At 41.7% G+C, this 20,605-nt stretch carries 18 protein-coding genes, 2 pseudogenes and 1 CRISPR repeat array (1 of these 21 cut by a window edge); of the genes and pseudogenes, 3 read left to right on the top strand and 17 right to left on the bottom strand.

Annotation, left to right across the window (positions count from 1 at the left end):
• A CRISPR array of direct repeats spans positions 1 to 796; the repeat unit is 36 nt; unit sequence GTTTTAGAGCTGTGTTGTTTCGAATGGTTCCAAAAC; it reaches 1,551 nt to the left of the window's first position.
• 47 nt (positions 797 to 843) lie between these two features.
• The 6 genes from MK396_RS08635 to pbp1b form a co-directional block, all read right to left on the bottom strand.
• Positions 844 to 1,524, bottom strand: a complete 681-nt coding sequence (locus MK396_RS08635) for a rhomboid family intramembrane serine protease (RefSeq protein ID WP_268724301.1) — start codon at positions 1,522 to 1,524, stop codon at positions 844 to 846.
• On the bottom strand, positions 1,508 to 2,047 hold the full coding sequence (locus MK396_RS08630) for a 5-formyltetrahydrofolate cyclo-ligase (RefSeq protein WP_268724300.1): 540 nt from the start codon (positions 2,045 to 2,047) through the stop codon (positions 1,508 to 1,510). Before MK396_RS08630 ends, MK396_RS08635 begins: the two co-directional genes overlap by 17 nt.
• Before the next feature lie 11 nt (positions 2,048 to 2,058).
• Positions 2,059 to 3,189, bottom strand: coding sequence for an N-acetyldiaminopimelate deacetylase (locus tag MK396_RS08625; protein WP_268724299.1), 1,131 nt, complete (start codon positions 3,187 to 3,189; stop codon positions 2,059 to 2,061).
• 69 nt (positions 3,190 to 3,258) lie between these two features.
• Positions 3,259 to 3,957 carry a 2,3,4,5-tetrahydropyridine-2,6-dicarboxylate N-acetyltransferase gene (gene dapD / locus MK396_RS08620; protein WP_000127466.1) on the bottom strand — a complete coding sequence of 233 codons (699 nt, stop codon included), beginning with the start codon at positions 3,955 to 3,957 and terminating at the stop codon, positions 3,259 to 3,261.
• Between the two features lie 84 nt (positions 3,958 to 4,041).
• Entirely contained in the window at positions 4,042 to 4,953 is a 912-nt protein-coding gene (locus MK396_RS08615; protein ID WP_268724298.1) for a DMT family transporter, read from the bottom strand.
• A gap of 77 nt (positions 4,954 to 5,030) precedes the next feature.
• Entirely contained in the window at positions 5,031 to 7,511 is a 2,481-nt protein-coding gene (gene pbp1b / locus MK396_RS08610; protein WP_268724297.1) for a penicillin-binding protein PBP1B, read from the bottom strand.
• Positions 7,512 to 7,651: 140 nt separating this feature from the next.
• Here pbp1b and tyrS point away from each other — a divergent pair, with 140 nt between their 5' ends.
• Positions 7,652 to 8,908, top strand: a complete 1,257-nt coding sequence (gene tyrS / locus MK396_RS08605) for a tyrosine--tRNA ligase (protein ID WP_000546907.1) — start codon at positions 7,652 to 7,654, stop codon at positions 8,906 to 8,908.
• Between the two features lie 94 nt (positions 8,909 to 9,002).
• Here tyrS and MK396_RS08600 read toward each other — a convergent pair whose 3' ends face one another.
• Positions 9,003 to 9,317 (bottom strand): winged helix-turn-helix transcriptional regulator, encoded by a 315-nt coding sequence (locus MK396_RS08600; RefSeq protein ID WP_000957135.1) that lies wholly within the window; start codon positions 9,315 to 9,317, stop codon positions 9,003 to 9,005.
• A gap of 87 nt (positions 9,318 to 9,404) precedes the next feature.
• Here MK396_RS08600 and MK396_RS08595 point away from each other — a divergent pair, with 87 nt between their 5' ends.
• Together MK396_RS08595 and MK396_RS08590 are read left to right on the top strand one after the other, a co-directional pair.
• The gene (locus MK396_RS08595; RefSeq protein ID WP_268724296.1) at positions 9,405 to 9,713 is read left to right on the top strand and encodes a YciI family protein; all 309 of its coding nucleotides are present in this window, start codon (positions 9,405 to 9,407) and stop codon (positions 9,711 to 9,713) included.
• A gap of 82 nt (positions 9,714 to 9,795) precedes the next feature.
• Positions 9,796 to 10,644, top strand: a complete 849-nt coding sequence (locus MK396_RS08590) for a putative RNA methyltransferase (protein WP_268724295.1) — start codon at positions 9,796 to 9,798, stop codon at positions 10,642 to 10,644.
• Positions 10,645 to 10,739: 95 nt separating this feature from the next.
• Here MK396_RS08590 and MK396_RS08585 read toward each other — a convergent pair whose 3' ends face one another.
• From MK396_RS08585 to malQ, 10 genes and pseudogenes are all read right to left on the bottom strand, one after another.
• Positions 10,740 to 11,174: a hypothetical protein gene (locus MK396_RS08585; RefSeq protein WP_268724294.1), complete on the bottom strand. Its 435-nt coding sequence runs from the start codon at positions 11,172 to 11,174 to the stop codon at positions 10,740 to 10,742.
• Between the two features lie 11 nt (positions 11,175 to 11,185).
• On the bottom strand, positions 11,186 to 11,590 hold the full coding sequence (locus tag MK396_RS08580) for a hypothetical protein (protein ID WP_268724293.1): 405 nt from the start codon (positions 11,588 to 11,590) through the stop codon (positions 11,186 to 11,188).
• Positions 11,583 to 12,857 (bottom strand): hypothetical protein, encoded by a 1,275-nt coding sequence (locus MK396_RS08575; protein ID WP_268724292.1) that lies wholly within the window; start codon positions 12,855 to 12,857, stop codon positions 11,583 to 11,585. The genes MK396_RS08580 and MK396_RS08575 overlap by 8 nt, the downstream gene beginning before the upstream one ends.
• A 2-nt stretch (positions 12,858 to 12,859) precedes the next feature.
• On the bottom strand, positions 12,860 to 13,573 hold the full coding sequence (locus MK396_RS08570) for a hypothetical protein (RefSeq protein ID WP_268724291.1): 714 nt from the start codon (positions 13,571 to 13,573) through the stop codon (positions 12,860 to 12,862).
• Positions 13,574 to 13,654: 81 nt separating this feature from the next.
• A pseudogene (locus tag MK396_RS10040) lies at positions 13,655 to 14,313 on the bottom strand (hypothetical protein); the annotation flags it as partial.
• Between the two features lie 2 nt (positions 14,314 to 14,315).
• Positions 14,316 to 15,029 (bottom strand): hypothetical protein, encoded by a 714-nt coding sequence (locus MK396_RS08555; protein WP_268724288.1) that lies wholly within the window; start codon positions 15,027 to 15,029, stop codon positions 14,316 to 14,318.
• An 80-nt stretch (positions 15,030 to 15,109) separates the two neighbouring features.
• Positions 15,110 to 15,730 (bottom strand): annotated as a pseudogene (locus MK396_RS08550) (hypothetical protein); the annotation flags it as partial.
• Positions 15,720 to 16,421 carry a hypothetical protein gene (locus MK396_RS08545; RefSeq protein WP_268724286.1) on the bottom strand — a complete coding sequence of 234 codons (702 nt, stop codon included), beginning with the start codon at positions 16,419 to 16,421 and terminating at the stop codon, positions 15,720 to 15,722. The gene MK396_RS08545 and the pseudogene MK396_RS08550, both read right to left, overlap by 11 nt.
• A 171-nt stretch (positions 16,422 to 16,592) precedes the next feature.
• Positions 16,593 to 18,851: a glycogen/starch/alpha-glucan family phosphorylase gene (glgP, locus tag MK396_RS08540; RefSeq protein ID WP_268724285.1), complete on the bottom strand. Its 2,259-nt coding sequence runs from the start codon at positions 18,849 to 18,851 to the stop codon at positions 16,593 to 16,595.
• Positions 18,852 to 18,875: 24 nt separating this feature from the next.
• Positions 18,876 to 20,393, bottom strand: a complete 1,518-nt coding sequence (gene malQ, locus MK396_RS08535; RefSeq protein ID WP_268724284.1) for a 4-alpha-glucanotransferase — start codon at positions 20,391 to 20,393, stop codon at positions 18,876 to 18,878.
• Between the last annotated feature and the right edge of the window lie 212 nt (positions 20,394 to 20,605).

Here is a 20,605-nt window from a genome sequence, read left to right as displayed (position 1 = left end):
AACCCGAAAGGATTCAGTAGAACTCACCTATATGTTTTAGAGCTGTGTTGTTTCGAATGGTTCCAAAACTTGTGTATACTTTTCAAAAATTGGCAAAGCGTTTTAGAGCTGTGTTGTTTCGAATGGTTCCAAAACAAACCGAACCTTGGTCCTGGTTGCATGAATGTTTTAGAGCTGTGTTGTTTCGAATGGTTCCAAAACAAAGGCGACACTGATGAATGGTTCTCAGTTGTTTTAGAGCTGTGTTGTTTCGAATGGTTCCAAAACAAAACGCAAAACGAGGGGCGCAGCGATTGAGTTTTAGAGCTGTGTTGTTTCGAATGGTTCCAAAACCGAGCGCCACCCTGAAATTGGAATCTGGACGTTTTAGAGCTGTGTTGTTTCGAATGGTTCCAAAACCTTCAACTATCGAACGTTGGTACACAGCAGGTTTTAGAGCTGTGTTGTTTCGAATGGTTCCAAAACGTCTAATTACTTATATATCTAGTAGTATAAGTTTTAGAGCTGTGTTGTTTCGAATGGTTCCAAAACCTCATTTTTACCTCCGTTAGTTTGTGACAACGTTTTAGAGCTGTGTTGTTTCGAATGGTTCCAAAACATAAGCCATAGCGGGATTTACGTTTAACTTGTTTTAGAGCTGTGTTGTTTCGAATGGTTCCAAAACCAAACTGGAAATAAGTTGACGGGTATATATGTTTTAGAGCTGTGTTGTTTCGAATGGTTCCAAAACCCAAACCAAGCAAAATGATAGAATCCGATAGTTTTAGAGCTGTGTTGTTTCGAATGGTTCCAATCTACATAAAAAGCTACTCAAAAAATGAGTAGCTTTTTAACTATTCCCCCCTACACATAGTTCATCCCCTTATAGCATAGAAAAACTGCTAGTGCGATAAAAAGTACAGTTGCTCCGATTCGCTGGCTGCTACTATACATCTTTCTCTCCCATTTAACTGGAAAGATGACTGCTAGAAAAGCACCGCCTACTGCACCTCCGATATGGCCTGCTAGGCTAATTCCTGGAATCAGAACACTTCCAATGATATTTATCACGAAAAGTGTCAGATAGGATTGCCCCAACTGCTGGATATAGGGGCTGCGAGTTGCGTAACGCAAGACGATAATCGCAGCAAATAGCCCGTAAAGAGAAGTGGAAGCGCCTGCTGCTACAACTTTCGGTGTGAAAGCAAAAACAAAGAGATTGCCCATCATTCCCGATAAGAGATAGAGAAAGAAGAACTGCTTAGAACCGAAAATCTCCTCCACTTGTCGTCCAAGAAAGTAGAGTGAAATCATATTGACAATGAAATGTTCCCATCCAATATGCACAAATATAGCCGAAAAAAGGCGCCAAATCTGCTCTGGGAACAGGCGAATGATCGGTCCATACATGGCTCCAAACTGAAGCAAGGTATCTGCTCGTTCAAAATTTAAACCTGTAAGAACCAACATCAAGAGAAATACCAATGCTGTCACTAGGAGGAAGAAGCTAGTCACAGGATAACGTTTATCAAAGATTTCTTTCATCTATTAGCACCTCCTGGACGGGAATATCATGGTCTTCCGATTTAAATTCCTGAACCTGAAAAGGATAGATTGTACTCATGGTATGCCCAGCAAAATTCTCCAGATAGCGGTCGTAGTATCCTCCACCATATCCAATCCGATACCCCTCTGTTGTAAAAACCAAACCCGGAACATGAATTAAATCAATCTGAGACGGTTCCACCACTTCCAAGTCTCCTTGCGGTTCCATTAGACCAAAGGAAGTTTTTACCAACTGCTGCGGATTGTAGACTACAAAGTCCATGCACCCCTTGGGATAGGTTTTGGGTATCAGAACTTTTTTGCCGTCCTTCAGCGCCTGCTCGATCAATTCTTGCGTTTGAAACTCATGCGGAAAAGAGAGATAGGTTGCGATAATCTTAGCTTCTTGGTAAAAGGGATGATTTAAAAATCGCTCTGTTAAAACTTGGTCCATAGCCTGTTTTTGCTCCTGAGATAGAGCCTTCATTTCGTGTAAGACTTGCTTACGTAGTTCTGCTTTCATAGACAATTCCTCTACTCCGCCGCCTTCTTTTTCAGGAAACTAGATACTGCTTCCACCCCAACGGCTAAGGCTTCTTCCTTAGGACTCATCTGAGGGTGATGAAGGGCGTAGGGACTGTCGATACCTAGCCAGAACATAACGCCATCTACCTTCGAAAGGAGATAGCCAAAATCCTCACCAGTCATAGCAGGCTCGATATCAATCAACTCGATTCCCTCTTTCTCTTCAAAAAAGACCATCAGTTCACGCGCCAAGGCTGGATTGTTCTCAACAGGTAGGTAGCCTCCTTGCTTGAGTTCTACTTCGACTTCCATATCAAAGGCTGCTGCAACTCCTTCTGCAACTGTCTTGACCCTTTTTTGTACCAAGAGACTCATGTCCTGAGTCAAGGCGCGAATGGTTCCGTGTAAAAATGCTGTATCTGTGATGACATTGTTGGTTGTTCCAGCCTGAAAAACGCCAAAGGTCACCACCGCTCCCTCGATTGGGTTGACATTGCGGCTGACAACTGACTGCACCTGGGTCACAAAGTAACTAGCCGCTACCAAGGCGTCATTAGCTTCATGTGGAAAAGCTGCATGTCCCCCTTTTCCTTTGAAATGAATCTTCACCTCACAGGTCCCTGCAAAGAGCGTATGGGTATTGGTCGCAATCTGACCAACCTTCAAATCCGGACGAACATGGAGACCATAAAACTGGTCTGGCAACCAGTCCCCAAAAGCACCACCCTCATACATGAGCATACCACCGGCTTCATTCTCCTCAGCAGGCTGAAATAGGAAGAGCAGATTGTTCTTGGGTTGCTCCTCAAGTGCGCGTTCGAGACAGCCCAAGGCAATGGTCATATGAAAATCATGGCCACAGGCATGCATGCGACCTTGGTGCCGAGAAGCAAAAGGTAGACCTGTTTGTTCGACGATAGGCAGGCCATCAATGTCTGTTCGCCAACCAATGGTTCGTTCCGGCTGACTTCCCTGCAGGTAGACCAAAATCCCTGTCCGCCAAGTACGAATCTGAATAAAATCCTTGCCCGTAGTCAATTTTTCAATCATATCCAGCAAATAAGCCTGAGTCTTAAATTCCTCCAAGCCAATCTCTGGAATCTGGTGTAAATCTCGTCTAATCTGAATCAAATCTAACATCTATCGATCCTCCTTTTGATAGAAGAAAGAGGCTGGAAAAAGGGTTCCGCCTCTTTTTTACTTTTACAATTACAAGGTACGAAGCGCATCCTCAAGCGCTGTTTTTTGTTGGGTTTGGGCATCAATTTCTTTGATGATACGAGCCGGAACACCTGCTACAACCACATTTTCTGGAACATCTTGAGTAACGATAGCTCCTGCCGCGACAACTGAACCACTACCGATTTGGACCCCTTCGATCACCACTGCATTGGCACCGATAAGAACATTGTCTCCGACACGGACTGGTTCAGCACTAGCTGGCTCAATCACACCCGCCAAGACTGCACCTGCACCAACGTGACTGTTTTTTCCAACGATAGCACGGCCACCAAGGATAGCACCCATGTCAATCATGGTTCCAGCACCGATTTCAGCACCGATATTGATAACAGCTCCCATCATGATAACAGCATTGTCACCAATTTCAACTTGGTCACGGATAATAGCACCGGGCTCGATACGAGCGTTAATCGCACGTTTATCTAGCAAAGGAACTGCAGAATTACGAGCATCTTGCTCGACAACATAATCTTGATTTTCTACCAAACCTTCGAGAAGCGGAGCGACGTCCTTCCAGTCTCCGAATAGGACATTTCCTAGTTTGACAACAGAGCTTGGCACAGCCGTTGCGAGTTGCCCTTCAAAGGTTACTTTGACACTGGTTTTCTTTTCAGCATTGGCGATAAATTGGATAATTTCTTGAGCGTTCATTTTTGTAGCAGTCATAGGCGCCTCCTGGTTCGTTATAATGATACCTATTCTACCAAAAAAGGCTTCAAATTTGAAGCCTCAACTATCAAATAAGCATCTTTACTTGGCTTGTTTTGCTTCTTCCACAGATAAGAAAATCATCGGAACGATAATCAACACCATATCTAAGGCCAAAAAACCATCCATGACCAATCCTAGAAAAAGAACACTTAATAATGCTGAAGAAAGAGGTTCGCTAGCACTCACCACCGATACAACCAGCGGGGAAACGAGTGACACAGCCTTCATAGATAGGAAGAAGGCAAAAGCAGTCCCAAACACGGCAATCGTCAGACAAATCAGCACACTTACCAAATCCACTTGAAAACTTATCTGATAAATAGGATAAAGGAAATTACTAAAGAGTCCTGCCAGAATCATCCCCCAACCAACAGTTGGAACGAAACCGTAGCGCCGTGCAAAACGTTGAGGCAAGATGACATTAAACATGACGCCTACTGCACTGAGCAAGCCTGTCACTAGAGCCAAAGGTGTCATGGACAACTGAGATAAATCCCCTTTTGTAGCCATCAAAAAAACACCTAGCATGGCAATCAAAACATAGAAAACAGCTGTAATCGAAGCCTTCTTCTGGTAAACGAGGCGATTGTAAAACAGGATAAAAACAGGGCTGATAAATTGCAAAATGGTCGCCGTCGTCGCATTGGAATACTCAACGCAGAGATAGAAGAAAAACTGCACAGAAAAAATACCTAGAATAGCATAGGCTAAAAAAGGTAGATAATTTTTCTTATCACGCCAGATGTCCAACAAGCTGCTACGCAACTGAAAGGCAGATAGACCTAAAACCAAACTCCCCGCCACCAGCAACCGCATAGAGGTAATCCAACCTGACGATACTGGATAATGAGTGAAAAAATACTCTCCTAAAATCCCGCAAATCCCCCAGATTAGGCCTGAGAGTAGCGAGTATAGTGTTCCCTTAACAATCTTTTTCTGATAATGATTCATACTCCTATTGTAACACGAAACTAACAAAGAAAAAAGTAGCAACAAGGGGAAATTACTAACCTTGCTGCTACTCTATCTTAACGATTAAATAGACGTGAACGTCCTGAAGAGCCACTCTGAGTATTTCCACTCGAACTTGTTGTTCCCGAACTGCCACTTGAGCTTGGAGGAGTTACTGCAGGAATGCTTCCTAGAATATTCTTCCAAGCATTCTGATAATCTGCATCGCTTCCTCCAATAGCGAAGCGGTAGGTGGTTACTGGCGCCCCTTCTTTAGTAGCCCAGTAACTTGCTACGGTAGAACCGGAAACGTTAACTTCTTTGCCATTAATTGAAACCCTGCCCGGTTTCTCCCCTGTCGATTTGAGAACTTGTGACTTGGTCACACTTGAGTCAAGATTAAAGCGCTCATTCCCCCAAATTCCAGGTTTTGCTTGTTGAATAGCATTAACCAAGTGGGCCATATAGTTGGCATTGCGGTAGTGGCCCGCCCCTTTGGCTAGCGGGCGGTTGTCATCGTGTCCTAACCAGCCCCCTAGAGTCAAGCGTGGCGTAGAAAGCATAAGCCACATATTTTCATCTTCATTGGTTGTACCAGTTTTTCCAATCCAGTCGGCGCTAGCGAGGCTTGGATTGATGGTAGCCAAGTCTGTCTGGAAACTTGAGGTAATCCGAGATGAAATGACATCGCGAAGCAAACTTTGCATGATGGTCGCTGTCGCTTTTGAGTAAACTTGGACAGGTTTATCTTTATGTTCATAAACCACTCGACCATCTGTTGACTCGATCTTCGCAATCATATGTTTCTTATGGTAAACTCCGTTGTTGGCCAGAGTCTGATATCCGTTAGTATGCTGAGCAACTGTAACGTCAATTCCTCCGCCCATCGGTAAACTCTCAATACCATATTCTGGGATTTCGTAACCCATTTTTTCCATATAGCCTTTAACATCAACACCCTTCTCTCGAAGTGTACGATAAGTCCAGTAGGCTGGGATATTCCACGAGTAGTTAAGGGCCTCCCCTAACGTCATCATGCCCGTACCAGGACTATTGACATACATGATAGGATTGCCGTTTGAAAAGTTGGTTGGATAGTTTGATAAGATACTTGCACTTCCCATCAGACCTTGGTCAATGGCAATACTGTAAGCCAATATCGGCTTAGTAGTCGAAGCAGGAGAACGTTTTGTGTCGATAGCGTGGTTATTCTGATTTTTTTGATAATTGCGACCACCGACAAATCCAAGAATAGCTCCCGTTTGGTTGTCCATGAGGACATTCCCCACCTCAGGCTGGCCTGTCGAATCATCTAGCAGATAGCCGTAGGTTGCCACCGCATTTTGCATCGCAGCATGAACATTTTTATTAATAGTCGTCGTAATCTTATATCCACCATTTTCAATTTCCTTAGTCGCTAAATCACGATAAGCTTTCTGGATGGATTCATTCTTTTGCTCTTGTGCAGAAACATTATCTCTCTGAATCAGGTAGTCATACATCCGATCAGTGGCTTCTGCCAAGGTTGCGAAGTAGAGATAGTCACGCGAAGTACCACTGACACTACCAGATGGTAAGAAGTCTTTCTTAAAATCATAATCTTTGTACTTGTCGTAATCTTCCTGACTTAGAGCCCCTGTCCGGTACATATTATAGAGAACATCTCTAGCCCGTTTGACCCCCAGAGCCAAATCCTCCTCGCTCTTCATACTACCATCAGATTCATAAGGGGAGTAACTAATTGGGCTCTGTGGCAATCCTGCGATAAAGGCTGCTTGAGGGACCGTTAAATCCGAAGCCTTAACCCCAAAGATCCCTTCTGCAGCCTGTTGGGCACCTGCAATATTTTGGCCTTTATGATTGCGACCAAAAGGAGCAATGTTAAGGTAGGTTGTTAAAATCTCATCCTTACCCATAGCTCGCTCTAAAGCTAGAGCATCAATGATTTCTTTGGCCTTACGAGCTAGAGTGGGAGCATCTCCCACCACTTGCTGCTTGATAACCTGCTGGGTCAAGGTCGAACCACCACTGGATGACCCCAGACCAACAAAAGTTCCCAGGGTCGCACGAATAACGGCCTTAGGCACGACTCCCTTGTGCTCGTTGAAATTCTCGTCTTCTGTCGCAATGATAGCCTTTTTAAGATTATCCGAAATAGCATCAGAAGCGACTGAAGTGCGCAACAAATCGCCCTCGATCGAGGCAATGGTACTGCCGTCAGAATAAGTGATTTCTGAGATAGAGGCAATATCCTTCACTTGCTTGACCAACTCTTCTGCTTGAGGGACCTGGGCCTTGTCAAATAGGGCAACTCCATAACCCATAGCCACCCCAGCACCAAACAGTCCACCGATAAAACCTAGGATAAAGAGAGTGTTAAAGACTATTTTAAACCCACTCAAAACCCTAGCAAAATTAGATCCTGCCCTTCTAACTTTGTCAGAAAAGGTCGCCTTTTTATCGATTTTCTTATCTGCTTGTCTTTGTTTCCATTTAGCAGTTAGCTGCTGGAAAAAATGCAGCATTTTTGTTTTTAATTCATTAATTCTTTCTTTCATGAATGTCCTCGCTTTCTCTATTATACCATAAAAGGAAAACTTTCAATAAAATAGCCACTTTCTTCCCTATTCCACTAGGCTATTAATCAAGTTTGTGATACAATAGGTAGAAACAATATTTTATAAAGGAGAAAAGACACATGCACATTTTTGATGAGCTAAAAGAGCGTGGTTTGATTTTTCAAACGACTGATGAAGAAGCTTTGCGTAAAGCCCTAGAAGAAGGTCAAGTTTCTTATTATACTGGCTACGATCCAACTGCTGACAGCCTTCACCTCGGTCACCTTGTCGCAATCTTGACAAGTCGTCGTTTGCAACTAGCAGGTCACAAACCTTATGCGCTCGTTGGCGGTGCTACAGGTCTCATCGGAGATCCGTCCTTCAAAGATGCTGAACGTAGTCTCCAAACAAAAGACACAGTAGAGGGCTGGGTCAAGTCTATCCAAGGACAACTTTCTCGTTTTCTTGACTTTGAAAATGGTGAAAATAAAGCTGTCATGGTCAACAACTACGACTGGTTTGGCAGCATCAGCTTCATTGACTTCCTCCGTGACGTCGGAAAATACTTCACTGTCAACTACATGATGAGCAAGGAGTCTGTGAAAAAACGGATCGAGACAGGGATTTCTTACACTGAGTTCGCTTACCAAATCATGCAAGGATATGACTTCTACGTCCTTAACCAAGAGCACAACGTAACACTACAAATCGGTGGTTCTGACCAGTGGGGAAATATGACAGCTGGTACCGAATTGCTTCGTCGTAAGGCTGATAAGACTGGTCACGTTATCACAGTGCCACTCATCACAGATGCAACTGGTAAGAAATTTGGTAAATCTGAAGGAAATGCAGTCTGGCTCAATCCTGAAAAGACTTCTCCATACGAAATGTACCAATTCTGGATGAACGTCATGGATGCTGACGCTGTTCGCTTCTTGAAGATTTTTACCTTCTTATCACTGGATGAAATTGAAGACATCCGAAAACAATTTGAAGCAGCGCCACACGAACGCTTGGCTCAAAAAGTCTTAGCTCGTGAAGTCGTAACTCTTGTTCACGGAGAAGAAGCCTACAAAGAAGCCCTTAACATCACTGAGCAACTCTTTGCAGGAAACATCAAAAACCTTTCTGTTAAAGAACTTAAACAAGGACTCCGTGGAGTGCCAAACTACCAAGTACAAGCAGACGAAAACCACAATATCGTGGAACTCCTCGTATCTTCTGGTGTGGTGAACTCAAAACGCCAAGCCCGTGAAGACGTCCAAAACGGAGCTATTTACGTCAACGGCGACCGCATCCAAGACCTTGACTATGTCTTGAGTGATGCAGATAAGTTAGAAAACGAACTAACTGTTATCCGCCGCGGGAAGAAAAAATACTTTGTTTTGACTTATTAAGAAAGTAAAACCACGAAGTTTCGTATGAACTTCGTGGTTTTCTTATATACTTTTCCCTAGAATTATGTAAGGTCACTCCCCAGCTAAAAAGTTATTACAGCCATTCTTTTCCCCATTGATTTAAGTCCTTTAAAATCGGCATCAGTGATTTACCTTTTTCTGTTAGCTGATATTCTGTATGGAGTGGCATAGTCTCAAAATCAAATTTCTCAACCAATTGGTTCTCTATTAAAACATCTAGTCCACGTGTTAGACTGATAGTTGTAATCCCTTCAACTTCTCTTCTCAATTGATTGAAGCGGACTTTCTTATTCTTGTTTATAACCCATAATATATTCATCCTCCATTTTCCACCAACAACATCTAGAACCCGAGACATACTACAGTTCCAATTTTTATTTGTTAACATTTTTTCTCCTTACAAAAATGTGCCTACTATACAACTTATTTATAAAGTATTATAATCTTTTTATCATTTATTTTAAAGGAGTTATTTATGTTTATTATAAATCTTACCTATATTGAGCCACTTGAGGTAGTTGAAAAACATTTACAAGAACACATAAATTTTCTGAACCATTATTATGCAGAAGGCTTGTTTATTGCATCTGGTAGAAAAAATCCAAGAACTGGAGGAATTATCCTTATGCAAGCTGAGAATAAAGAAGTTGTTCAAGAAATCATTAGGCAAGACCCATTCTACAAAAATAAGATTGCCCAATATGATATCATTGAATTTGAGGCAAGTAAATATTGTCCTGAATTGAAAACTTTACTAACCAATCAAGTCGATGGAAATAAATAAATTTGATAAACTAGCGCAATTAAAGAAATCCAAAATCGTCAGATTGTTTGCTATATAGATTCTCTTTTGTTACACTACTAGTATGAATACAAACCTCAAACCCAAACTCCAGCGTTTTGCTGCTGCTAGCGCCTTTGCCTGCCCCATCTGTCAAGAAAATCTGACCTTGATCAAAACTAGTCTCAAGTGTAGCAACCGCCATTCTTTTGACTTGGCAAAATTCGGCTATGTCAATCTGGCTCCGCAAATCAAGCAATCTGCCAACTACGACAAGGAAAACTTCCAGAACCGCCAAGAAATCCTAGAGGCTGGCTTTTATCAGACTATCTTAGAAACCATCTCTGACCTGCTTGCAAGACTAGAAACTGCCAAAACTATCTTGGATATCGGTTGTGGCGAAGGATTCTACTCTCGCAAACTCCAAGAAAGTCATCCTGAAAAAACCTTCTACGCCTTTGACATCTCCAAAGATTCGGTTCAAATCGCTGCCAAGAGCGAACCCAACTGGGAAGTCAATTGGTTCGTCGGTGACCTGGCTCGCCTTCCTATAAAAGACGCAAGCATGGATATCCTACTTGATATCTTCTCACCTGCCAACTATGGAGAATTTCGCCGCGTTCTATCCAAAGACGGTATTTTGATCAAGGTCATCCCGACTGAAAATCACCTCAAAGAAATCCGTCAAATAGTGCAGGACCAGCTGACAAAGAAGGACTATTCCAACCAAGATATCAAAGAACATTTCCAGGAATATTTCAGCATCCAATCTAGCCAAATAGCTTCCTTAACAACACCTATCTCGGCTGAGCAACGCCAAGCCCTGCTTACTATGACACCCTTACTCTTTCACGTCGACCAAACCAAGATTGACTGGAGCCAACTGACAGAGATCACTATCGAAGCAGAGATTTTAGTTGGGAAAGCACTGTAAATAAAACTTTCTGATAAGACAAAAACCCACACCCCTGATCGAGGTGCGGATTTAATTTTTGTAAAAAATAGTGAGCAACTATTCTCATCTTCGCTTTAAACCAATTTCTCCCACTTGAGATTTTCTTTACTAACTGTATCTTGAATGGCGTTTGAAAACTCTCCTTTTATTTCCGCATCGATTTGATTATTAACGGAATCAATCGTAGTCTTTGCCTTTTGGCCGACTTTTTGAACGCCTGTGTCAAACTCTTTAATAACACGAGTTACCGCCCGTTTTTTAGCTGGAACATACAAGGTTCTGATAAGTGATCTTTCTAATCTCTTCTCAATCTCGCTATAGGCTTCAAAAGAGCGTAACTGATCCATCCCCCAATCATAAGCCCCGTGTATAGCATCCTCTACTTCTCTCACACCTGGAATCTGGCTTCTAGCCATATCATTCAGTTCAGAGACTCCATTACCGATGTTGTCCATTGTATCTGAAGCAAAATCATAAATTCCAGTACCGACATCTTCAAATAACCCCATCCTTCTTCCTCCTATTTTTCATCTGTCTGACATGCTTTTAGTTCACTAGAAAGTTGCTCAATGACTGCCTCTTGTTTTCGACACTTTTTCTTATAGCTATCTTCTAAATCGTCATATTTTCTTTCCAGCTCACGTCTCCGAGTTCTAAACTCCTCTTCATTCACCATCCTATATCGATTTATAGCTTCCACCGCAGCATTAAGCATATCCTCAGTCGCATCCGGCATTTTTGAATAGGCTGCTAACACAAGGGAATGTTTTTCATCAAATTTTTGATTTAATCCCTTATGAAAATCATTCAAAAAGCTCCACTTGGTATCCAAATCATCCTTTGACTGTCGGTATTGATCTCCAATCTGATAGAGTTCTTCTTGGGCATCCACTAGCTTAGCCCTAATCTCACTCCACTTATCCATGAGCAATTAATCCTTGTAATTCTTTATCTTTTTGAACGATTTGTTCAACCCCTGACTTAATCTTTGCCTCCAAGTCTACAAAGGATGTCGCAATCTTATTTGCATTTGATTTGACGGATGTGCAATGACTGTCCACCGCTTCAACAACGCTTCCATAGTTGACGCCACATTCATTGTAGGTTGCTCTGACTTCATCAGAAGATAGGAGAAAACCAAACGGTACATCACCAAGGCTACTATACAATTTAAGGGCTCGCTCAACTGCACTCGTCCCTTTTGCAGCTATCAAATCAACCGTTGCATTAGAAGCAGTCGACAATCCGCTAGCAACAACCAGCGCCTGCTCTGAGTCCAGTGCGATGAGCTCTGCCTTGGACAAACCATTTGGAGAACCTGCACCGATATCATTGACTTTGAAGCGTTCTTTCTTACTTTGAATGCCTTTTAATTTGGCTTGTGTACTTCTTTCAACGCTCTCTATGGCAATCGTAGACTGCTCAATCTTCTGGATATCGCCACTGACTGCGCGTAAATCCCCCATTAAGTGACCACCTGAATGGGGGATGACATACTCCTCTCCCACATAAACTCCGCCAAACCGATCCGACCAATTATTCAAAGGGTCTTTCTCTGTTGTAATACGTGTGACACTCCCTGTAAACTGTTCCTTATCACTTTCTATCTCTGCTATATTTTTGGCAGTAGCGAGTGCTACTAAGGGATTGCCAATCAGACCATTCCCCAAGCCGGCACCTGCAGGGACATAGAGGGGAGCAGCGTTATAGACAACGGTTTTAGGGGCATTGTATTTCAGAGCGACACGCTGAGCAACATTTCCACCCAGTGAGTGACCTGTCAAGATAACGTCTTCTGGATCCAAGTTGTTCTTTGTAAGAACATCCTCATAGAACTGATAAGCCGAGCTATAATGGTGACCCGTCCCAACCCCAATACCGAGCCCATCTGTCAAGACCGCGTCATTCACCAAGTCACTATCAGGGTTTGTCCCTGTATAAGCAATGATAGTTTTTCCACTTGTCTCATCTTTAAAGGCAACCCCGCTCGTCCCTGTATCAGGATCACGAAAGCTGGATACATATGTGAAATTCAAAGGCTTGATTTTCTTTTCTTCGTCAAAATAGAGCTTTTTAACGTTCTTATCACTCGCACCATTAATTCTGGCCTTTTCAAATTCATAAGACAAATCCGAAGCATCCAGTGTTGGATTCGTCCCGTCTAGAACTGTATATTCTTTGCTATCGCTCATGACTAATTTCCCTCTAATTTCCCTACGATACCTTCTGTATGATAAAGATTATCTTTTCTAAAAATTATGGAGTAGCTGTAGTTTTTTCCTGATACCGCTGTTTCAGGAATATTAATAATCATATTAAGTTGGGCATCATTTTCTAAACCTAAATAATCATTTACTTGTTCATTTTTTAGCTTATAGGTGATACTGGCAGAACCTGTCTCAAGGCTATAACCTTTCCGAACGACTTCTAGGCCTTTTAAACTCGACCTCGAAATAGGAAATTCCTGCATTAAAAGACGGGAGTGTTTTAAATCACCTTTCTCTTTATTATTAGAAGAGCCTCCTTCTGACAAATGAAGACTGCCATCTTTGTAGTAGACATTTCCTTTATATAATGTTTCTTCTTCAATTTTCCCATCTGAATTCTCGAATGAGCTTTCTTTGATAATTTCTCCTTTTATTTCTTTTGTCTCAGAAATTCCATTTAAAACTACCTGATAACTAATTGAAGGAGAGTCTTCACTATCCTCACTAATATCTGTTATACGAATCTGAAACCCATCCGGAAACTTTTCAAACAAGTCTTCCAGATTCTCCGTTGGGTAGACCTTACTTAATTCTGCAGCCTTCCCCTCGATAAATCTTCGGCTACTCTTACTACTACATCCACCTAACACCATCATTCCAAGTCCTCCTACTAACATCATCATTGCAATTTTTTTAAACATGGATTACTCCTCCTTCTCAGGATTCAAGATAATTACTTCATTATACCAATTTTAAGGCTCTGATTCAATCTAAGCAGTCATCAAATTATTCAAAGGGTCTTTCTCTGTTGTAATACGTGTGACACTCCCTGTAAACTGAGCCTTATCACTTTCTATCTTTGCTATATTTTGGGCAGTAGCGAGTGCTACTAAGGGATTGCCAATCAGACCATTCCCCAAGCCAGCACCTGCAGGGACATAGAGGGGAGCAGCGTTGTAGACAATGGTTTTAGGGACATTGTATTTCAGAGCGACACGCTGAGCAACATTCCCACCCAATGAGTGACCCGTCAAGATAACGTCTTCTGGATTCAAGTTGTTCTTTTTAAGAACATCCTCGTAAAACTGATAAGCTGAGCTATAATGGTGACCCGTCCCAACACCAATACCGAGCCCATCTGTCAAGACAGCGTCATTTACCAAGTCACTATCAGGGTTGGTCCCTGTAAAAGCAATAATGGTCTTTCCACTTGTCTCATCTTTAAAGGCAACCCCCTCATCCCTGTCACAGGATCACGAAAGCTAGACACGTACTCAAAATTCAAAGGCTTGATTTTCTTTTCTTCGAAATAATATCTTTCTTCAATATTTTTATCTGTCGCCCCATTAATTCTGGCCTTTTCAAATTCATAGGACAAATCCGAAGCATCAAGTGTTGGATTAGTCCCATCTAGCACTGTGTATTCTCTATAATCGCTCATTACTAATCCCCCTCTAATTTCCCTACAATGCCTTCAGCATGATAAAGATTATCATTTCTAAAAATGATAGAGTACCCGTAATTCTTACCCGATATCGTTGATTCAGGAATATTAATGTCCATATTTATTTCAGTATCTTTTTCTAAACTCAAATAATCATTTACTTGTTTATTTTTTAGTTTATAGGTGATGCTGGCAGAACCTGTCTCAAGGCTATGGCCTTTCCGAACCACTTGTAGCTCTTTTAAACTAGACCTAGAAATAGGAAACTCCTGCATTAAAAGACGGGTATGTTTTAAGTCACCCTTTTCTTTATTGTTAGAGCCAGTGTCATCTGATAAGTGAAGACTACCATCTCTATAGTATACTGCTCCCTGATATAATACCTCTTTTTCTATCTTTCCATCTGAGTTTTTTACTGAACTCTTTTTGGTAATTTCTCCTTTTATTTCTTTGGTCTCAGAAATTCCATTTAAAACTACCTGATAACTAATTGAAGGAGAGTCTTCACTATCCTCACTAATATCTGTTATACGGATCTGAAACCCATCCGGAAACTTATTAAACAAGTCTTCCAGATTCTCCGTCGGATAGATCTTGCTTAATTCTGCAGCCTTTCCCTCGATAAATCTTCGGCTACTCTTCCCACTACATCCAGCTAACACCATTATTCCAAGCCCTCCTACTAACATCATCATTGCAATTTTTTTAAACATGGATTGCTCCTCCTCTCAGAATCCAAGATAGTTACTTCATTATACCAATTTTAAGGTTCTGATTCAATCTAAGCAGTCATCAAATTATTCAAAGGGTCTTTCTCTGTCGTAATACGTGTGACGCTTCCTGTAAAACTAGCCTTGTCACTCTCTATCGCTGCTATATTTTTAGCAGAAAAAATACTCAGGCTAGCAGGGATATAGAGAGGCGCAGCGTTGTAGACAATGGTTTTAGGGACATTGTATTTCAGAGCGACACGCTGAGCAACATTCCCACCCAGTGAGTGACCTGTCAAGATAACGTCTTCTGGATCTAAGTTGTTCTTTTTAAGAACATCCTCGTAAAACTGATAAGCTGAGCTATAATGGTGACCCGTCCCAACACCAATACCGAGCCCATCTGTCAAGACAGCGTCATTTACCAAGTCACTATCAGGGTTGGTACCTGTGTAAGCAATGATAGTTTTTCCACTTGTCTCATCTTTAAAGGCAACCCCACTCGTCCCTGTCACAGGATCACGAAAGCTAGACACGTACTCAAAATTCAAAGGCTTAATTTTCTTCTCGGTTTTATAATATCTATCTACAACATTATCATCAGTCGCTCCCTTGATTCTGGCTTTCTCAAACTCATAAGACAAATCCGAAGCATCAAGTGTTGGATTCGTCCCGTCTAGAACTTTATAAACATTATTTGTCATTTATTTTATCTCCACTGATAATCTCCGCATGTGTATTTTGCCCGTCTTGAATTTCTAAAGTATAGCTATAGGCCCTATTTTCAATGGTTTCATGCATGATATAAATCACCATTTTTAGTTCTTTATTCTGCTCAACTCCCATGTAGTTGTTTAAAATCGGATCCGATAGAGTATAGTCAATATCTGCGCTCCCTGTTTCAACACTGTAGCTTTTTCCACCCATTTTTAATTTCGACAGAGTATTTCTATTAATCGTAAATTCTTGGAGCAATAGTTTAGGATTCCTTATCGTCGCATTTGCCTGAGGCTCCGTCAATTGAATCATTCCATCCTTATAAACCACTCCACCTTCATAAAGTACTTCTTCCGTTCGTTTTTTATTCTCATCTATGCTGACTTTTTTCTCCTTAAAAGTTCCTCTAACCACTTTATTCTCAGCATCACCCTTTAGTTCAATAGATTGGTAAAAATAGCCTTTCCCTTCTTTATAATCATAAATATCGTCGCTAAAAATACCAAACCCATCCGGAAACTTTTCAAACAAATCTTCCAGATTCTCCGTTGGATAAACCTCGCTTAACTCTGCAGCCTTTCCTTCGATAAATCTTCGACTACTTTTTGTAAAGCAACCAGTTAGTGTCAATAGTGCTATTCCCAAAAGTACCACTGTTAGTGCTAGTTTTTTCATCATAAATCCCCTCTTCTTTATCCGATTCGGTCTAATTAACAATAGTATACCTGTTTCTCCTCTGTTGTGCTAGCGTTTTAACGGTATGGAGAATATTCTATTAAAGCCTCTACTTTATTTCATAAAAAAACGCATCTTTTTAGATGCGCTTTTTATAATCTGATGCAATGTATCTTAGTTCAAGTGCCAGATATCTTCGTTGTACTGAGCGATTGTACGGTCAGATGAGAAGAATCCTGCTTTAGAAATGTTAACGATGACTTTATCCAACCATGCGTCACGATCTTCGTAGTCAGCAAGCATTTGCTCTTTGACTTTGATGTAGTCTTCCAAGTCAAGGAGAGTCATGAACCAGTCTTTGTTGATCAATTCGTTGTAAAGACGTTCCAAGCGTTCTTTCTTGCCTACTGCAAGAACAGCGTCACTCACGATGAAGTCAACTAATGGTTTGATAGCTTTACGAGCGTAGAATTCGCTTGATTTGTAAGCTGCTTTTGCGTAAAGGTCGATAACAGTTTCTGAATCTTCACCGAAGATGTAGATATTTTCGTCGCCAACCAACTCAGCGATTTCCACGTTAGCTCCGTCCATAGTACCAAGAGTCAAAGCTCCGTTCAACATGAATTTCATGTTACCAGTACCTGAAGCTTCTTTAGAAGCAAGTGAGATTTGTTCTGAGATATCACATGCCGGGATAAGGAAGCTTGCTGCAGTAACGTTGTAGTTTTCAACCATAACCACTTGCAAGTGTGGAGCTACTTCTGGATCATTTGCAATCACTTCTGACAAGCAAAGGATCAAGTGAATGATGTCTTGGGCGATTGTGTAGGCAGGAGCTGCTTTACCGCCAAAGAAGACTGTGATTGGACGAGCAGGAATGTTACCAGCCTTGATATCAAGGTATTTGTGGATGACATACAAAGCGTTCATTTGTTGGCGTTTGTACTCGTGAAGACGTTTAATTTGGATATCAAAGATAGAGTTTGTATTGATTTCCACACCTTGGTGATCTTTCAAGTGACGAGCCAATTTACGTTTGTTGTGAGCTTTGATGCTTTCCAATTTTTCTTTAACAGCAGCCTTGTCTTCGTATGACAAGAGTTTTTCAAGCTCATCTGCTTCATGGTGCCAACCATGTCCAATAATCTCATCCAAGTAGTGAGACAGTCTTGGGTTGGCATGCATGAGCCAACGACGGAATGTGATACCGTTTGTTTTGTTGTTGAATTTTTCTGGGTAGATGTCGTAGAAAGCTTTCAACTCTGAGTTCTTCAAGATTTCAGTGTGAAGAGCTGCAACCCCGTTTACGCTATATCCATAGTGGATATCCATGTGAGCCATATGAACACGTCCGCTCTCATCGATGATTTGAACAGCTGGGTCTTTGTATTCTGCTTTCACACGACGGTCCAATTCTTTGATGATTGGTACCAAGTGAGGAACCACTTCTTGCAAGAATTCAAGAGGCCATTTTTCAAGGGCTTCAGCAAGGATTGTGTGGTTAGTGTAGGCAGTCATGCTACGAACGATTGAGATTGCTTCGTCAAGTTCGATACCACGCGCAGTCAAGAGACGGATCAATTCAGGGATCACCATTGATGGGTGAGTATCGTTGATTTGTACTACTGCGTAGTCCGCAAGGTCATGCAAGTTGCTTCCTTTTTCGATCGCTTCATCAATGATCAATTGCGCACCGTTTGAAACCATGAAGTATTGTTGGAAGATACGGAGCAATTCACCTTGCTTGTCGCTGTCGTCTGGGTAAAGGAAGAGAGTCAAGTTGCGAGCGATATCAGTCTTATCAAAGTTGATACCATCTTCGATGATAGAAGAATCAACTGAATCCAAGTCAAACAAACGCAAGCGGTTTTTAGTAGCTGTCTTGTAACCAGGTACATCGATATCGTAAAGAGTAGATGTCAATGTAAAGTGTGCAAATGGCACTTGGTAGCTACGGCTTGAGCGAACCAACCAGTTTTGCTCTGTCAACCAAGCATTAGGAATCGTTTCTTGTTGGTTGTTTTTAAGAACTTGTTGGAAAAGACCGAAGTGGTAGTTCAAACCAACACCATCACCATTCAAACCAAGTGTAGCGATTGAGTCGATAAAGCAGGCTGCCAAACGTCCCAAACCACCGTTACCAAGTGATGGTTCCAATTCTACTTCTTCGATTTCGATCAACTCTTTACCTGCAGCTGCAAGTTCTTTTTTCACATCGTCGTAAAGACCGAGGTTAATCAAGTTGTTTGACAAGAGTTTACCGATCAAGAACTCAGCTGAGATGTAGTAAACCTTTTTCTTACCAGTGTTGACTGGCTTTTGGCTGCTAGCAAGCTTGCTGTAGTTGAGAAGAGCAAGGTAAAGCTCTTCATTGCTACATTCTGCAATGGTTTTATTGTAACGTTTTTGTACAAATTCATTTAATGGGAACATGTTTATGTGTCTCCTGATATTGTCTTATTTCTTTAATTCTACCAAATTTTCATTGATTCGGCGATAAATTGTAGTCAAGTCAAGCAAAGTTTCTTCAACAGCTGGTGTGAGTTGATCTGCTGTCATACGCCATGACCAGTTTCCACCAAGAGTAGATGGGAAGTTCATACGAGCTGACTCATCTAGTTCTAGCAAGTCTTGCATGGTTGCAATAGCCATGAAGCTAACAGATGAAAATACTGTGCGAAGCATTGCGTGTGGCACTGTTTCATACTCTTTACGGTTCGTGTAACGAGCCATGTATTCACGAGTTGGATCATCAATCTCATTACGATACCAACCAAGAACTGTATTGTTATCGTGTGTTCCTGTGTACATAACAGAGTTGGCAGGTGCCAAGTGTGGGCTATCGATACTTTCGTCTTCTGGGTTGAAGGCGAATTGAAGAATCTTCATTCCTGGGAAGCCAGTGCGTTCACGCAACTCGATGACTTCATCTGTCATGAAACCAAGGTCTTCCGCGATGATGTTTAGCTCACCAAGCTCTTCCTTAACAGCTGCAAAAAGCTTGTAGCCTGGACCTTTCACCCATTTACCAGGTGCTGCTGTATCGGAACCAGCAGGAATTTCCCAGTAAGATTCGAAACCGCGGAAATGGTCGATACGAACAATATCGTAGATTTTGAAGCTTTCACGCAAGCGTTCAACCCACCATTTGTAACCGTCTTTATCCATTGCTTCCCAGTCATAGATTGGGTTCCCCCAAAGTTGACCAGTTGCAGAAAACTCATCTGGCGGACATCCTGCGATGCAAGTCGCCTTGCCGCTGGCATCTGTCTTGAAGAGATGTGGATTTGCCCACATGTCGCTTGAATCTTCTGCGACGTAAATTGGCATGTCTCCAACAATCTCGATGTGGTTATCGTTAGCGTAGGCTTTCAATTTCAACCATTGTTGGAAGAAGAAGTATTGAGTCACACGGTGGTAAACCAACTTGTCTGCCAATTTCTCACGGTAGCTTTCAAGTGCTGAAGCTTTACGCGCACGAGCGTCTGCATCTGGCCATTCTGTCCAAGCAAGATTGTCAAAATGCTCTTTGATAGCCATATACTCTGTGAAGAGTTCGAGCCATGATTGGTTGTCTTGAGCAAACTTCTCAAAATCTTTGACATCACCCACTTTCAAGAAGCGTTTAACTGCTTTTTCTAAAAGTGGACGACGTGCGTAATAAATCTTCGCATAGTCAACTTCAGATGCATCGCTACCAAAGTCAACACCTTCAAGGTCACTAGCTTCGAGCAAGCCTTGCTTTACCAAGATATCAAGGTCGATAAAATGCGTATTTCCAGCAAAGGCTGAGAATGATTGATATGGAGAATCTCCATAGCTTGTTGTCCCAAGAGGGAGGATTTGCCAGTAACGTTGCTTCGTACGAACCAAGAAATCAACGAAATCATAGGCAGTCTGACCAAATGATCCAATCCCGTATGCTCCTGGTAGAGAAGAGATGTGCATCAACACACCACTTTGACGTTTTTTCATAATAGCACCTCATGTGTTTGTTATAAAACGTTGCGCAATCAAGGCGCAAACGTTTGCGTTGAATTAAGTATAGCGTATTTCAAAGACAAATGCAAGCGTTTTTAAAAAATTTTTTTGAATTATTTTAATCAAACAAAACTTGTTCCCACTGATATTTTATGAAATAAGCGAAAAAAATTTTAAAGATTTTCTGATTTAAGATAATTTATTCC

It is taken from the genome of Streptococcus oralis, assembly GCF_026782235.1.
In the GTDB taxonomy this organism is placed as follows: Bacteria; Bacillota; Bacilli; order Lactobacillales; family Streptococcaceae; genus Streptococcus; species Streptococcus oralis_CC.
Note: the sequence above shows the minus strand (reverse complement) of the source record. Positions and strands in the feature narration are given on the sequence as shown.

Bases quoted from the DNA above. Each gene is read 5' to 3' on its own strand.
- MK396_RS08590 (WP_268724295.1), top strand. From the start codon at position 9,796: ATGAATACAAACCTCAAACCCAAACTCCAGCGTTTTGCTGCTGCTAGC.
- MK396_RS08570 (WP_268724291.1), bottom strand. From the start codon at position 13,573: ATGTTTAAAAAAATTGCAATGATGATGTTAGTAGGAGGACTTGGAATG.
- tyrS (WP_000546907.1), top strand. From the start codon at position 7,652: ATGCACATTTTTGATGAGCTAAAAGAGCGTGGTTTGATTTTTCAAACG.
- dapD (WP_000127466.1), bottom strand. From the start codon at position 3,957: ATGACTGCTACAAAAATGAACGCTCAAGAAATTATCCAATTTATCGCC.
- MK396_RS08595 (WP_268724296.1), top strand. From the start codon at position 9,405: ATGTTTATTATAAATCTTACCTATATTGAGCCACTTGAGGTAGTTGAA.
- malQ (WP_268724284.1), bottom strand. From the start codon at position 20,393: ATGAAAAAACGTCAAAGTGGTGTGTTGATGCACATCTCTTCTCTACCA.
- pbp1b (WP_268724297.1), bottom strand. From the start codon at position 7,511: ATGAAAGAAAGAATTAATGAATTAAAAACAAAAATGCTGCATTTTTTC.
- MK396_RS08555 (WP_268724288.1), bottom strand. From the start codon at position 15,029: ATGTTTAAAAAAATTGCAATGATGATGTTAGTAGGAGGGCTTGGAATA.
- MK396_RS08625 (WP_268724299.1), bottom strand. From the start codon at position 3,189: ATGTTAGATTTGATTCAGATTAGACGAGATTTACACCAGATTCCAGAG.
- MK396_RS08630 (WP_268724300.1), bottom strand. From the start codon at position 2,047: ATGAAAGCAGAACTACGTAAGCAAGTCTTACACGAAATGAAGGCTCTA.
- MK396_RS08545 (WP_268724286.1), bottom strand. From the start codon at position 16,421: ATGATGAAAAAACTAGCACTAACAGTGGTACTTTTGGGAATAGCACTA.
- MK396_RS08635 (WP_268724301.1), bottom strand. From the start codon at position 1,524: ATGAAAGAAATCTTTGATAAACGTTATCCTGTGACTAGCTTCTTCCTC.
- MK396_RS08580 (WP_268724293.1), bottom strand. From the start codon at position 11,590: ATGGATAAGTGGAGTGAGATTAGGGCTAAGCTAGTGGATGCCCAAGAA.
- MK396_RS08585 (WP_268724294.1), bottom strand. From the start codon at position 11,174: ATGGGGTTATTTGAAGATGTCGGTACTGGAATTTATGATTTTGCTTCA.
- MK396_RS08615 (WP_268724298.1), bottom strand. From the start codon at position 4,953: ATGAATCATTATCAGAAAAAGATTGTTAAGGGAACACTATACTCGCTA.
- MK396_RS08575 (WP_268724292.1), bottom strand. From the start codon at position 12,857: ATGAGCGATAGCAAAGAATATACAGTTCTAGACGGGACGAATCCAACA.
- MK396_RS08600 (WP_000957135.1), bottom strand. From the start codon at position 9,317: ATGTTAACAAATAAAAATTGGAACTGTAGTATGTCTCGGGTTCTAGAT.
- glgP (WP_268724285.1), bottom strand. From the start codon at position 18,851: ATGTTCCCATTAAATGAATTTGTACAAAAACGTTACAATAAAACCATT.